General features: G+C 49.6%; 13 protein-coding genes. 5 read left to right on the plus strand and 8 right to left on the minus strand.

What is annotated here, in order from left to right:
• Positions 1-9: 9 nt before the first annotated feature.
• From ftsA to lpxC, 3 genes are all read left to right on the plus strand, one after another.
• Positions 10-1,266: a cell division protein FtsA gene (ftsA, locus tag K6Q96_RS01945; protein ID WP_251877387.1), complete on the plus strand. Its 1,257-nt coding sequence runs from the start codon at positions 10-12 to the stop codon at positions 1,264-1,266.
• Between the two features lie 33 nt (positions 1,267-1,299).
• Entirely contained in the window at positions 1,300-2,481 is a 1,182-nt protein-coding gene (gene ftsZ, locus K6Q96_RS01950) for a cell division protein FtsZ (RefSeq protein ID WP_251877388.1), read from the plus strand.
• A gap of 120 nt (positions 2,482-2,601) precedes the next feature.
• On the plus strand, positions 2,602-3,519 hold the full coding sequence (gene lpxC / locus K6Q96_RS01955) for a UDP-3-O-acyl-N-acetylglucosamine deacetylase (protein ID WP_039849731.1): 918 nt from the start codon (positions 2,602-2,604) through the stop codon (positions 3,517-3,519).
• A 63-nt stretch (positions 3,520-3,582) separates the two neighbouring features.
• On the opposite strand, the gene K6Q96_RS01960 is transcribed toward lpxC, so the two are convergent.
• The gene (locus tag K6Q96_RS01960; RefSeq protein WP_251877390.1) at positions 3,583-4,047 is read right to left on the minus strand and encodes a DUF721 domain-containing protein; all 465 of its coding nucleotides are present in this window, start codon (positions 4,045-4,047) and stop codon (positions 3,583-3,585) included.
• Positions 4,048-4,476: 429 nt separating this feature from the next.
• Between K6Q96_RS01960 and secA the strand changes: the two genes are divergently transcribed.
• Positions 4,477-7,203, plus strand: a complete 2,727-nt coding sequence (secA, locus tag K6Q96_RS01965) for a preprotein translocase subunit SecA (protein ID WP_251877392.1) — start codon at positions 4,477-4,479, stop codon at positions 7,201-7,203.
• Positions 7,204-7,263: 60 nt separating this feature from the next.
• Entirely contained in the window at positions 7,264-7,671 is a 408-nt protein-coding gene (gene mutT / locus K6Q96_RS01970; protein WP_251877394.1) for an 8-oxo-dGTP diphosphatase MutT, read from the plus strand.
• Positions 7,672-7,714: 43 nt separating this feature from the next.
• On the opposite strand, the gene yacG is transcribed toward mutT, so the two are convergent.
• The 7 genes from yacG to K6Q96_RS02005 all read right to left on the minus strand — a co-directional run bounded on the left by yacG (position 7,715) and on the right by K6Q96_RS02005 (position 13,695).
• Positions 7,715-7,912, minus strand: coding sequence for a DNA gyrase inhibitor YacG (yacG, locus tag K6Q96_RS01975; protein WP_002537389.1), 198 nt, complete (start codon positions 7,910-7,912; stop codon positions 7,715-7,717).
• A 14-nt stretch (positions 7,913-7,926) separates the two neighbouring features.
• Positions 7,927-8,667 carry a cell division protein ZapD gene (gene zapD, locus K6Q96_RS01980; protein WP_251877396.1) on the minus strand — a complete coding sequence of 247 codons (741 nt, stop codon included), beginning with the start codon at positions 8,665-8,667 and terminating at the stop codon, positions 7,927-7,929.
• Positions 8,668-8,679: 12 nt separating this feature from the next.
• Positions 8,680-9,279 carry a dephospho-CoA kinase gene (gene coaE, locus K6Q96_RS01985; RefSeq protein WP_251877398.1) on the minus strand — a complete coding sequence of 200 codons (600 nt, stop codon included), beginning with the start codon at positions 9,277-9,279 and terminating at the stop codon, positions 8,680-8,682.
• Positions 9,280-9,282: 3 nt separating this feature from the next.
• Positions 9,283-10,152: a prepilin peptidase gene (locus K6Q96_RS01990; protein WP_251877400.1), complete on the minus strand. Its 870-nt coding sequence runs from the start codon at positions 10,150-10,152 to the stop codon at positions 9,283-9,285.
• 156 nt (positions 10,153-10,308) lie between these two features.
• Positions 10,309-11,532 carry a type II secretion system F family protein gene (locus tag K6Q96_RS01995; protein ID WP_251877402.1) on the minus strand — a complete coding sequence of 408 codons (1,224 nt, stop codon included), beginning with the start codon at positions 11,530-11,532 and terminating at the stop codon, positions 10,309-10,311.
• Between the two features lie 13 nt (positions 11,533-11,545).
• Entirely contained in the window at positions 11,546-13,240 is a 1,695-nt protein-coding gene (pilB, locus tag K6Q96_RS02000; RefSeq protein WP_251877404.1) for a type IV-A pilus assembly ATPase PilB, read from the minus strand.
• A 17-nt stretch (positions 13,241-13,257) separates the two neighbouring features.
• Positions 13,258-13,695 (minus strand): type IV pilin protein, encoded by a 438-nt coding sequence (locus tag K6Q96_RS02005; RefSeq protein WP_289623564.1) that lies wholly within the window; start codon positions 13,693-13,695, stop codon positions 13,258-13,260.
• Between the last annotated feature and the right edge of the window lie 41 nt (positions 13,696-13,736).

Here is a 13,736-nt window from a genome sequence, read left to right on the forward strand (position 1 = left end):
GTAGGTGGAATGAAACAAACAACTGACAGACCGCTGATTGTTGGATTGGATATCGGAACCTCCAAGGTTTCTGTTCTGGTCAGTGAGATTTTGCCTGACGGTGCGATCAATGTGCTAGGCGTGGGCTCTACGCCTTCACAAGGCATGGATAAAGGCGGTGTCAATGATCTTGAGTCTGTCGTGAAGTCAGTGGAACGCGCGGTTAATGACGCGGAACTGATGTCTGACTGCAAGATTCGCTCCGTCTACCTGTCGCTGTCAGGTAAGCATATTCATTGCCAGACCGAACGCGGTATGGGCACGATTTCCGACGAGGAAGTCACGCAGGATGATGTCGACATGGTCATTCACACGGCGAAGTCGGTGAAGATCAGCGACGAGCAGCGCGTGCTGCACGTTATCCCGCAGGAATATAAAATCGACTATCAGGAAGGGATCAAGAATCCTGTTGGTCTTTCCGGTGTGCGTATGGAAGCCAGCGTGCACCTTATCACTTGCCACAATGATACCGCGCGAAATATCGAAAAAGCGGTGGAACGTTGTGGCCTGAAAGTGGACCAATTAATTTTCTCTGGTTTGGCGGCTAGCCACGCGGTGATCACTGCCGACGAGAGAGAGTTGGGTGTATGCGTCGTCGATATTGGCGGCGGAACCATGGACATTGCAGTATGGACTGGCGGCGCTTTGCGTCATGCAGCCGTTATTCCATACGCAGGAAATGTTATCACCAGCGATATTGCTTATGCCTTCGGTACACCTCTTAGCGACGCTGAGAAAATCAAAGTGAAGCATGGGTGTGCGTTAAGTGAACTGGTGAACAAAGATGCCAAGGTTAATGTGCCAAGCGTTGGAGGGCGTCCCTCACGGAGCCTTCAGCGCCAGACACTGGCCGAAGTCATTGAGCCACGTTGTAGTGAATTGCTGGGGTTGGTGCAGCAAGAACTGGAACGTGTGCAGGAACGTCTGCGCGGACAAGGTGTAAAACACCAATTGGCGGCAGGTATTGTCCTTACGGGCGGTGCTGCGCAAATGCAGGGACTGGCGGAATGCGCTGAGCGCGTCTTCCAGAACCAGGTACGCGTGGGGCTTCCTGATGGTGTGACAGGGCTAACTGACTATGTCAATGCAACCTATCACGCCACTGCAGTTGGGTTACTGCATTACGGCAAAGAAAACCTATTGAACGAATCGAGCGAGCCGGAGCCTAAAAGAACTGTATCAGGCATGTTCAGTAAACTTAGTGGCTGGCTCAAGAAAGAATTTTAAACCTGATGCGAACAGGAAAGACGGAGAGAACACATGTTTGAACCGATGATGGAAATGTCCAACGATGCAGTAATTAAAGTCGTTGGTGTTGGCGGCGGCGGTGGTAATGCAGTCGAGCACATGGTGCGTGAGTCAATTGAAGGGGTGGAGTTCATCACCGTCAATACAGATGCTCAGGCACTGCGCAAGACAGCGGTAAGCACCGTTATCCAAATTGGTGGCGATATCACGAAAGGCCTAGGTGCGGGTGCAAACCCACAGGTTGGCCGTGAATCTGCAATGGAAGATCGCGAAGCGATTAAAGCTGAGCTCGAAGGTGCCGATATGGTATTTATCGCAGCAGGCATGGGCGGTGGTACCGGTACCGGTGCGGCTCCTGTGATTGCTGAGGTAGCGAAAGAGCTGGGTATTTTGACCGTAGCGGTAGTGACTAAACCATTCAGCTTCGAAGGTAAGAAGCGTATGGCGTTTGCAGAACAGGGTATCGAAGAGCTTTCCAAGCACGTCGATTCTCTGATCACGATCCCGAACGAGAAGCTGCTGAAAGTGCTGGGTCGCGGTATCACCTTGCTGGATGCGTTTGCGAAAGCAAACGATGTATTGCGTAACGCTGTACAAGGCATCGCAGAGCTGATCACTCGTCCAGGCCTTATCAACGTCGACTTTGCGGACGTCCGCACTGTGATGTCTGAAATGGGTCATGCCATGATGGGTAGCGGCGTTGCAACGGGTGAAGACCGGGCAGAAGAAGCGGCCGAAATGGCAATTTCAAGTCCACTGCTGGAAGATATTGATCTGGCAGGCGCTCGTGGTGTTCTGGTGAACATCACAGCTGGCTTTGATATGCGACTGGATGAATTTGAAACTGTGGGCAACACTGTTAAGGCGTTCGCCTCAGACAACGCCACTGTGGTTATCGGTTCGTCTATGGATCCAGAAATGAGTGACGAACTTCGTGTGACTGTAGTCGCTACAGGTATTGGTAACGAGCGTAAGCCGGACATCACTTTGGTGCCAGGTACGCAGCAAAAACCAGCACCGGTAGAAAATAAGGCACAACCTTTGCAAGAAACACCAAAGGCGGCAACGCCTGTGCAAGGTGGACGTCCTTCAGAACCGTCTGCTCAACCACAGACTTCTAACGTTGCACCGAAGCCGAAACAGGAACAGGACTACCTAGATATCCCTGCGTTTTTACGTAAACAAGCGGATTAACAGTAGGCAGTGCTTGGTTTGTGTACAGCAGCATGGTATCATGCTGCCCGTTTTGCCTTAGTGTGACACTGTAATGAGTGATTTGGGGCGCAAAAACAAGTATTCAGTTGGGAATGGCAGATGATTAGACAAAGAACATTAAAAACTATTGTTCAGACGACCGGAGTTGGTTTGCACTCTGGCCGGAAGGTCACCTTGATCCTGCGCCCGGCTGCAGCGAACACAGGCGTGATTTATCGTCGTACTGACCTGAACCCACCGGTAGATTTTCCGGCGGATCCAGCGTCTGTGCGCGACACCATGCTGTGTACTGCACTGGTTAATGATGATGGCGTACGTATCTCTACCGTTGAGCACCTTAATGCTGCTCTGGCCGGTATGGGCATCGACAACGTGATTATCGAAGTAGACGCACCAGAGATTCCAATCATGGACGGCAGCGCAAGCCCGTTCATTTATCTGCTGCAATCTGCGGGTATTGAAACACTTAATGCACCAAAACGTTTTGTACGCATTAAGAAACCTGTTCGCATTGAAGACGGCGACAAGTGGGCAGAGCTGCTGCCGTATGACGGCTTCCGCCTTGACTTCGCCATCGATTTCAATCACCCGGCAATTGAAGCTGAGCAACAAAATCTGGTGTTGGACTTCTCTTCTCAGTCTTTTATCAAAGACATCAGCCGCGCACGTACATTTGGTTTCATGCGCGATATAGAGTACCTACAGTCACGTAACCTGTGCCTGGGTGGTAGCTTTGATTGTGCCATCGTCCTTGATGATTACCGCATCCTGAACGAAGAAGGCCTGCGTTTTGACAATGAATTGGTGAAACACAAAGTATTGGATGCCATTGGTGACCTTTACATGTGCGGCCACAACATCATTGGTGAAATGCGTGCTTATAAGTCAGGCCATGCACTGAATAACCAGTTGCTGCGTGCAGTACTGGCTGATCAGGAAGCATGGGAATGGGCGACATTTGAAGATGAGCAGACGCTCCCAGTGACATTCGCACAACCAGGTATGGTTCTGGCGTAAGCCAAAGAACAACAAAAAAACCGAAGCCTTGGCTTCGGTTTTTTTATGGCTCCGAGAAGGTGATTATTCTTCTCGGTTCGATATCGCTGCGATAGCTTCAAGCCGCTTTTTGACCTTATCTGGCGCGCTTTCCGCAATAGCCTTGAGATATTCTGCGGCCATTGGACTCACTTTACGCCACTTTTTCTCCGCTTCTTTAGTCTCTTCCTGTCTGACAAGGTCAACAGCCAGCGCAGGGTTTACCTTAATCTCAATCGTCATTAGAGACGGGAGCGTATCTCTTCGAAGTGCGGACATCAGAGTATGTCTGTCATAGTTGAGCCTAGTAGCCCAAGCAGAAGAGCCGCATTCCAGAATCAAAATACCATCACGGTAATTCGCCACGCGGCATTGTTTTGCCGATTGGGCTGGAAGCAAAGCCTGAACCTGCTCATTGAGCTGGGAAAGTGCCATGGCTCGTTGACGCACCTGTCCGGTCAATGAGTTTTCCAGCAGCTCCTGAGCGGCTTGTGGTCGATGGTCTCGCATTGATGTCTGTTATCCCAAATTGGCTTAGTTAAAGAGTATCAATTCCCGGCTGTTCTCTCCATGTCATCCCTGCATAAACCTTGATATCGCGTAATAACTTTGCACCACAACTGAACATAAACTGCACTAAAAAGGTTCTAGTCAATGAACGGGTTCTAATTTTTGTCAACGAAAGGCGATGAACCCGCATTACAGGTGGGATGAGCGATAGATATGCCTTATTATAATCAGCCTTGAAGTACCTTAGCGTGATTAACTGATTCTCAGGCCTTGAAATCTGACTCCAAAGGCACCAGATCAACGCTATAACGCATCGTTAATTCTTCCGAAAGAATTTTGGCAGAGGGATATGCTGATTGTTCTCTGCCGCACTGGATCCAGGCTTTGGCCAATACGCTAAAGCGACAAAATGAGAGAAACGGCAAAGCCATGTTATCGAAACTAATTACCAAAGTAATCGGAAGCCGCAATGACCGCACACTGCGTCGCCTTCGCAAAGTTGTAAATGAAATCAACAACCTTGAACCGCAATTTGAAGCGCTCAGCGATGAAGAGCTGAAAGCCAAAACTGCTGAATATCGCCAACGTATCGAGCAAGGTGAATCACTGGACGCTATTCTGCCGGAAGCCTTTGCTACCGTGCGTGAAGCGTCTAAGCGTGTTTACGGCATGCGTCATTTCGACGTTCAGATGATTGGCGGCATGGTACTGAACAATGGCCAAATCGCAGAGATGCGTACCGGTGAAGGTAAAACCCTGACCGCAACCCTACCAGCTTATCTGCACGCCCTGACGGGTAAAGGCGTTCACATCGTCACAGTGAATGACTATCTGGCGAAGCGTGATGCCGAAACCAACCGTCCGCTGTTTGAATTCCTGGATATGACGGTTGGCGTGAACGTGCCGAACATGCATCCGCAAGAGAAAAAGCAAGCCTACCTCACAGACATTCTTTACGGAACCAACAACGAGTTTGGTTTCGATTACCTTCGCGACAACATGGCATTCCGTGCCGAAGACCGCGTTCAGCGCTCCCGCTACTTTGCAGTAGTGGATGAAGTTGACTCCATCCTTATCGATGAAGCGCGTACTCCTCTTATTATTTCTGGCCCTGCAGAAGACAGCTCTGATATGTACACCCGTATCAACGCGCTGATCCCTCAACTGGTTCGCCAGGACAAAGAAGACAGCGAAGAGTATCGTGGTGACGGTCACTTCACTGTCGACGAAAAGGGCAAGCAAGCTCACCTGACAGAAACCGGTCAGGAGTTTGTTGAAGAACTGCTGAAGAAAAATGGCCTGATGGAAGAGCACGACACGCTGTACTCTCCAGCCAATATCACTTTGCTTCACCACATCAATGCCGCATTGCGTGCACATGTACTGTTTGAGAAAGACGTTGATTACATCGTGAAAGACGATGAAGTCATCATCGTTGACGAACACACAGGCCGCACTATGCCTGGTCGTCGTTGGTCTGAAGGTCTACACCAGGCTGTTGAAGCTAAAGAAGGCGTGAAGATCCAGAACGAAAACCAGACGCTGGCATCGATCACTTTCCAGAACTTCTTCCGTTTGTATGACCGTCTGTCAGGTATGACAGGTACAGCAGATACCGAAGCGTTCGAATTCCAGTCGATTTACGGTCTGGATACCGTAGTTATTCCAACCAACAAACCAATGGTCCGTGATGATATGGCGGATCAGGTTTACATGACTGAACGCGAGAAATTCAACGCGATCATCGAAGATATCAAAGAACGCAGCGAGAAAGGCCAGCCTTCTCTGGTGGGTACGGTGTCGATTGAAAAATCTGAGCTGCTTTCTAATGCACTGAAAAAAGCGGGTGTTAAACACTCAGTACTGAACGCAAAATTCCACGCATCAGAAGCTGACATCGTTGCTGAAGCGGGTGCACCGGGTGCGGTGACCATCGCGACTAACATGGCGGGTCGTGGTACCGATATCGTGTTGGGTGGTAGCTGGCAAACTGAAGTTGCTAAGCTGGAAAACCCATCAGAGCAACAAATTGACGACATCAAAGCGAAGTGGCGTGAGCGTCATGACGCAGTGAAAGCGGCTGGTGGCCTTCACATCATTGGTACCGAGCGTCATGAATCTCGCCGTATCGATAACCAGCTGCGTGGTCGTTCAGGTCGTCAGGGTGACCCAGGTTCAAGCCGTTTCTACCTGTCGATGGAAGATTCACTGATGCGTATCTTTGCTTCTGAGCGTGTGTCAAACATGATGAAGAAGCTGGGTATGGAAGAAGGCGAAGCGATTGAGCACCCATGGGTGAACAAGGCTATTGAAAACGCCCAGCGTAAAGTAGAAGGCCGTAACTTCGATATTCGTAAGCAACTGCTGGAATTCGATGACGTCGCTAACGACCAGCGTAAGGTGGTTTACGAGCTACGTGATGAATTGATGGAAAATACCGACATCAGCGAAATGATCGAGCAAAATCGGGAAGACATCGTCGATGCGGTGATTGATCAGTACATCCCACCTCAATCTCTGGAAGAAATGTGGGACATCGCAGGACTTGAAGGCCGCTTGAAAGCTGACTTCGACGTTGAGCTTCCTTTGCAGCAATGGTTGGACAACGACGACAAGTTGTATGAAGAGCAACTGCGTGAGCAGATCCTGAACAACATCGTTGATGTATACCAATCGAAAGAAGCGGCTGTGGGGGCTGAAACCCTGCGCAACTTCGAAAAAGCGGTCATGCTGCAAACGCTGGACACGCTTTGGAAAGAGCACCTGGCTGCAATGGACCACCTGCGTCAGGGTATCCACCTGCGTGGCTATGCGCAGAAGAACCCGAAGCAGGAATACAAGCGTGAATCGTTTGAACTGTTTGAAGGTCTGCTTGAGTCACTGAAGTCAGACGTGATCATGACGCTGAGTAAAGTACGTGTTCAGCAGCCTGAAGAAGTGGATCGCATGGAAGAGCAGCGCCGTGCGCAGGCAGAAGCAGCAGCGCGCCGCCAGCAAATGAACCATGCCGAAGCGGAAAACCAATTGGCTGACGGCGAATCACAAAGCGCTTCGTCAGAAACTGTGGTTCGTGATGGCCGTAAAGTCGGTCGTAACGAACCTTGCCCTTGTGGTTCCGGTAAGAAGTTCAAGCAGTGCCACGGTAAGATTGACTAAGCTGAGGCGCTGAAAGAAAAGGCCGCTTAGCGGCCTTTTTTATGGGAGTGAGATAACTAAATGGAAAAGAAACGACTTCATATCGCTGCAGGGATCATTTTGAATCCTGAAGCCAATGCGATTTTCATCACCCAGCGTCCAGCCAAGGCCCACAAAGGCGGTTTTTGGGAGTTTGCCGGTGGCAAAGTCGAAGATGGTGAATCTGCCCACGAAGCGGTGAAGCGAGAGCTTGAAGAAGAGGTGGGGATTACTGCCAAAACTGTTGAGCCTTTTATTTCACTGGCGCATGACTACCCCGACAAAGCGTTGGCTTTCGACTTCTTTCTTGTCAGAGAATTTGATGGCGAGCCGTTTGGTAAAGAAGGGCAACCAGGGGAATGGGCGGCTATCAGCGAGCTAGCAAACTACACCTTCCCCGAAGCGAATGATCCTGTGCTGGATAAAATCCGTGACACACTGGGTAAATAGGCTTCTAGGACCTAGGACCTAGGACCTAGAACCCTGATCTTTCTCAGTTATCTTCTGACCAGCCATCGCTGTCAGACATATCCGGTGCACCGGCAATACGCTTTTCTTCATCGGCCCATTCGCCAAGATCAATCAGTTGGCATTTCTTGCTACAAAACGGACGAAATGGGCTGACATCGCCCCAAACCACAGGAATGCCACATTGTGGGCAATTGACGATGGTTGGCTTTTCTTGACTCACAAAAACCTCATTAATTAACAAACTGCCAGAGATAAAGCCATCATGTCTGGGACAGGCTGACTCTCATCAAATGGCATAAAACGGATGGCAAAACGCGACTTGTGACCGGATACCAGCGGGAAGGCATTGTATTCGGTAGAGAGCTGAATGCGCAGCAAGCTTGCACCTTCCACGTCCTGCTGACAAAACCCATTCACCACTGTGCAAGGCTGAAGGCCAGCGCTACCGCGGGTCAGACGCAACCAGAAGCTTAGCGCGTCCTCGAGCGGAGCCAGAGTCTGCTTCCATTGCTCAGCGTTAGACTGTTTGTGTGCCAACGGCAGATTCAGCCAGTGGTGCAGAGACGGCAAATCAAAACTGCAGGTACCACCTGGTATCGAAAAGCGCTGACGAATAGATGACAGAAACTTATCTTCACGAAGCTTCTGGCCAAGGCGCGAACCCTGCAGCAATGCTTGTTGGAGCTGGCGGCTTTCAAGCAATAGCGCTTTTAACTGTTCAGTATCGACATTTGGCACATCGAGCCAGGTTTCGAGCTTGGCGCGCTGTTTTTCTAAATCCTTGGCAAGGTCGCCCTTCACCTGAACCTGTTCCAAAATCTCAACCAAATCGAACAAGCTGCGGAAAAAAACGCGCCACTGACCGTCATCAGTCAGTGTGGAAGATTGGTTGATTTGATCGAGAAGGTACTCAAGACGCAGGTATACGCGAACCTGCTCGGTAAGGGGATGCTCGTAAAGGGTGTCACTGCTCATCTTGCTTCCCGTTTATTGCGCCGCCAGAGCGAGATACTGGTGGTGCAGTGTTTCAATCTGTTCTGACAACGGCTTGCTGTCATTTTCATTAAAGATGATATCGTCAGCGGCTTCGAGTCGCTTTTGACGAGTAGCCTGCGCGGCGAGAATATTTTTGACCTGCTCTTCTGGCACTTGGTCCCGTTGGGTGGTCCGGGTCACCTGCGTGGCTTCGCTAACATCGACAACCAGCACACGCTGGCAAAGCGATTGAAGACCGTTTTCCACCAGAAGGGGAATAACCAGCAGGCAATAAGGCGATTTGGCCTGAGCGGTTTGGGTAATCATCTCTTGTCTGATTTTGGGATGCAACAGACCATTGAGCCATTCCTTGTCTTCTGGATGAGAGAAAACATGCCCGCGCAGTGCGCTGCGGTTCAGGGTGCCGTCGTCATTGAGCATCGAAGCGCCAAACTTCTCTGAAATGGCTTTCAAGCCTTCAGAACCAGGCTCGACCACTTGTCTGGCAATCACATCGGCATCAATCACTTCAATGCCTTTTTCCGCGAAAAGATTGGCAACAGTGGTTTTTCCACTACCAATGCCGCCAGTGACGCCTACCACGTATGCCATGAATCAGTAACCCAAATAAGAAGTTAAGTACCAATCGATGATCTTATTGCCCCAAAGCAAACTGATCCACCCTGCAATCGCGAGATACGGGCCAAATGAGAAAGGTGTTTCTTTTCCGGTGCCTTTGACACGCATCATAATAATGCCGCCAATCGCACCGACAAACGAGGCCATTAGCACCACCATCGGCAGTGTTTGCCAGCCAAGCCAAGCGCCAAGAGCCGCTAAGAGCTTAAAGTCACCATATCCCATGCCTTCCTTGCCTGTCAGGATCTTAAACAGTTGGAATACCGTCCAAAGGGAGAGATAGCCTGCCATTGCACCGATAACCGCATCTTGCAGCGGCACCGGAGAAACACCCACAAGTGCGAGCAAAATACCTGCCCACATCAGAGGAATTGTCATTTGATCCGGCAGCAGCATGGTGTCGAGGTCGATAAAGCAAAGAGCGACCAGTACAAAAGTGGCACCAATAACAGCCAGTGACCAATAGCCAGTCAAGGTGAACGCCACAAAGCCTGAGAGGACTGCTGTCAGGATTTCGATAAGAGGATAGCGAACGCTGATTTTAGTTTTGCACGAGCGGCATTTACCGCCAAGGATCAGCCAACTCAACACAGGAATATTGTCAATGGCACGAACCGGGGCTTGGCAAGAAGGGCAATGAGATCGTGGCAAGCTCAGGTTGAAGATGTCGCTTTCCTTTGGAGCAGGCATGTCATCAGGAAAGCACTCATGGCACTCCTGCCGCCACTGACTTTCCATCATTTTTGGAAAGCGGTAAATCACCACATTGAGAAAACTGCCCACGATCAGGCCAAACAGCGAGGCGAGAAATACATACAGACCCGGGGAGTCAAAAAGCCAGTCCATCAATCAATCCTGTGTAAACGGTGGTAGGGTCTGTTGACCTTTGGTAGTTGACCATCACCAAAGGTCAACAGACCCTGGGTATGATAACGACTTGTGCCGCTTCGCTCCATGTGAAATGAAGCAGTTAGCGGCACAAAACAATGAAGGGTCGGGAGCCTAGCCCATCACACTCATTAGATTGAACATCGGTAGGTACATCGCCACCACCAATGAGCCGATGAGAATACCCAAAGTGACAATGATCATCGGCTCAAGAATCTTACCAATATTATCTACCGTGTTATCCACGTCAGCCTCATAGATGCCAGCCACTTTATTCAGCATGTCATCCAGCGCACCTGATTCTTCTCCAATCATTACCATCTGGGTCATCATGTCAGGAAATTCTCCGGTTTCCTTGATGGAACGGTGAAGAGGGTGGCCACCAGACGTTTGCTTATGCACTTCCTCAATAACCATTTTAAAGTGGCTGTTATTAGCTGTTTTCCCTGCGGCAGATAACCCATTGAGTAATGGAATACCAGCACTAAAGGTTGTCGCAAGTGTTCGGGTAAATCGAGAAATGGTGGCTTTTGTTAGCACATCCCCAATTACAGGAATATGTAGTGATAACTTACTGACTTTTAGACGGAAGCTGTAGCTTTTATTCACGCAGCCTCTGAAGGCGGCAACAATGAAGATGAGCGCAAGCAGCATATAAAACCCGTAGTCCCGAATCGTGTCAGATATATTCAAAATTTTTTGTGTGAACCAAGGTAGCTCCGCCCCGAATGAAGAAAAGACATCTTTGAAGGTTGGGATCACGAAGATCAGCATGCCGATGGTCACGGCTATGGCGATAACGCAGACTATCGAAGGATAGATCATCGCCTTAACCACTTTCGCCCTCGTTTCCTCGCTCTTTTCACGATAGACACAAATACGCTCAAAGATTTGCTCTAATCGACCGGTTTGTTCGCCGGTGGCAACCAAATCACAGTAAAACTGATCAAAAAGAGGTGAGCTCGCTTTCATCGATTGCGCCAGTGAGGAGCCCGCCTCAATGTGGCTGTAAATCTGGCCGATGATCAGCTTCATTTCTGCTTTCTTCGCGCTGGCTTTTAGCAGTCTCAGCGTTTCTCCAAGCGGCACGCCCGCTTCCAGCATGGTTGCCATCTGGCGGGAGATGAGGGTGATATCTTTGGCGGTCGCTGAGTTTCTGCGTCGAACCCAGGATGACGGAGAGCGTTTTTTAATTTTCTCTAAGCGGATGCGCTGCTCTTGAAGAGCTTGTCTGGCTTCCTGCTCTGAGAATGCCAGCGTCTGGCCTTTTACTTTAGCACCTTTAGCGGTGACGCCACGCCACTGATAAGAGAAAAGTTTATTAGGACTGGTGGCCATGATATTTCCTTTTTTACAGACTGATCACGCGTTGCAGTTCTGCAAGGCTGGTGATGCCTTCATTAAGTTTTTCAATGCCGGACAACTGCAGCGTTAACATGCCATTGCCCATGGCAAGGGTTTCAATGCGGGAAGCTGACGCGCCATTACCAATGGCTTCTGCCAAATCTCTGCTAACTGGCATCACTTCATAAATACCAACACGACCCAGGTAACCATGGTTGCAGTGGTCACAGCCTTCCTGTGAGGCTTGATAAACCAGCTCTGGTTTGAGCGAAGGATAGTGTTGGGTCAAGGCCGTCAGATGATGGTCATCAACATCATGTGGCACTTTACAATGTGGGCAAAGGCGACGGCCCAAGCGCTGGGCGATGATCAGGGTAAGTGAAGCGGCAAGGTTGTAGGCGGCAACGCCCATGTTTGCTAGACGGGTGACACTTTCCGCCGCTGAATTAGTGTGCAAAGTTGACAAGACCAAGTGACCAGTTTGTGCCGCCTTGATACCGATTTCTGCGGTTTCTAAATCACGGATTTCGCCGACCATCACCACATCTGGATCCTGACGGAGAAAAGCGCGTAATGCTTTGGCAAAATCCAACCCGATATCGTTGTTGATGTTGACCTGATTAATGCCGGGAAGATTGATTTCAACCGGGTCTTCGGCGGTGGAGATATTTCGGTCTGCTGTATTGAGATACTTCAAGCCGGTATACAAAGAGACAGTTTTTCCGCTCCCTGTTGGGCCTGTCATCAAGATCATCCCTTGTGGGCGATTGAGCGCATTCAGGTAATTTTGTTTTTGTTGCGTGTTATAACCGAGAGAATCAATATTCAGCGCAACACTGCCGCCATCCAAAATCCGCAGCACCACCTTTTCACCCCAAAGCGTTGGTAAGGTAGAAACCCGCATATCGATGGACTTATCTTCGGAAAGATTCAGCTTAATCCGCCCATCTTGTGGAAGACGACGCTCAGCAATATTCAGCTTGGCGATGATTTTTAATCGGGTCGAAAGACGGCGAGAAATCCCCGCAGGTGGCGTGCTATGAGTTTGCAAAATACCGTCTAAACGGAAGCGTATTTGGTAGCTTTGCTCAAAAGGTTCGAAGTGGATATCGGACGCTTGTTTACGGACTGCATCCATCAAGACTTGTTGGATATAGCGGCTGACAGGGGCATCGTCGGAAAATAGGTCTTCATTTTCAGCAATGTCGTCGATGCTGTTACTCAGCGCCTCTAACTCAGAGTCTGTCACACTGTTGGTTCGAATTCTCTCCGTGACATTCTTACCATAAAGTCGTCGAATCGCCCCTTCAATCTGGGCATGTTCCAACAGTACGGGATTGACGGAATAGCCCGTCGCGAACTGGAAATCGTCCTGAATATCAATACGGGTGGGGTCGCTAACCCCTAACAGCAGTTGCTGATTGCGAATGTCTAAAGGGATACATTGGGAAGAAAGCACCAAATCTTTCTGATTCAGTGTTGCGTTGGTCGCTTCCCAAGGAAATTGCTTAATATCTTGAACGGGTTCGCCAAAAATCTCAGAGGCGGCTTTGGCCAGTTCTTCACTGGATAGGATTTTTAAAGCGAGCAAAGCCGAAGGTGTGCTCACACCTTCGGCTTTGATTTTTGCTGTGACTTCTTGCTCTCGCGCCGAGGAAATGTATTCAGCTCGGCGCAGGGCTACAGCAAGGCTAGTTATCATGCTCGAAACTGAGATGCTTATTGTCTACAACCTTCCAAATCTAGACCAGCAGGAATCGTTCCAGATGGGGTGCAGTCCCATCCAGTGGTCTCAAGTCTTGTAGTAAAAACTAGGCCACCAAGAGAGGAGTTTGTTGCGTCAAAAGTAAAACTAATACCTGCGCTGGTAGCTTCATCACCAGTGCCTGCGGCTTCGATAAGTGCAACAGTACCCAGAGCATTCATTGTTGCTGAAGCGCCAATTTCTGCTAAATCTGTAGGGAAAGCGCCAGTCTCTTGTTCTTCAAGTTGAGCTGGGGATTGTAGTGATTTTAATGTTGCTAGACCTGTCATTGCCTCTGAGCGTTGCACGTAGTCTTGATAAGCTGGGATTGCAAATGCTGTTAAAGCACCGATCACCGCTACAACAATCATTAATTCAATTAAGCTAAAACCCTTTTGCTTTTTCATATCCATTACTCTCCGGTTTATATAGTTACGCAACTGTGCGCTTAAAG

Source organism: Grimontia kaedaensis (genome assembly GCF_023746615.1).
GTDB classification, from domain to species: domain Bacteria; phylum Pseudomonadota; class Gammaproteobacteria; order Enterobacterales; family Vibrionaceae; genus Enterovibrio; species Enterovibrio kaedaensis.

Excerpts from the sequence above, each read along its gene's own strand:
- ftsA (WP_251877387.1), top strand. The coding sequence starts at position 10 with ATGAAACAAACAACTGACAGACCGCTGATTGTTGGATTGGATATCGGA.
- ftsZ (WP_251877388.1), top strand. The coding sequence starts at position 1,300 with ATGTTTGAACCGATGATGGAAATGTCCAACGATGCAGTAATTAAAGTC.
- lpxC (WP_039849731.1), top strand. The coding sequence starts at position 2,602 with ATGATTAGACAAAGAACATTAAAAACTATTGTTCAGACGACCGGAGTT.
- K6Q96_RS01960 (WP_251877390.1), bottom strand. The coding sequence starts at position 4,047 with ATGCGAGACCATCGACCACAAGCCGCTCAGGAGCTGCTGGAAAACTCA.
- secA (WP_251877392.1), top strand. The coding sequence starts at position 4,477 with ATGTTATCGAAACTAATTACCAAAGTAATCGGAAGCCGCAATGACCGC.
- mutT (WP_251877394.1), top strand. The coding sequence starts at position 7,264 with ATGGAAAAGAAACGACTTCATATCGCTGCAGGGATCATTTTGAATCCT.
- zapD (WP_251877396.1), bottom strand. The coding sequence starts at position 8,667 with ATGAGCAGTGACACCCTTTACGAGCATCCCCTTACCGAGCAGGTTCGC.
- coaE (WP_251877398.1), bottom strand. The coding sequence starts at position 9,279 with ATGGCATACGTGGTAGGCGTCACTGGCGGCATTGGTAGTGGAAAAACC.
- K6Q96_RS01990 (WP_251877400.1), bottom strand. The coding sequence starts at position 10,152 with ATGGACTGGCTTTTTGACTCCCCGGGTCTGTATGTATTTCTCGCCTCG.
- K6Q96_RS01995 (WP_251877402.1), bottom strand. The coding sequence starts at position 11,532 with ATGGCCACCAGTCCTAATAAACTTTTCTCTTATCAGTGGCGTGGCGTC.
- pilB (WP_251877404.1), bottom strand. The coding sequence starts at position 13,240 with ATGATAACTAGCCTTGCTGTAGCCCTGCGCCGAGCTGAATACATTTCC.
- K6Q96_RS02005 (WP_289623564.1), bottom strand. The coding sequence starts at position 13,695 with ATGGATATGAAAAAGCAAAAGGGTTTTAGCTTAATTGAATTAATGATT.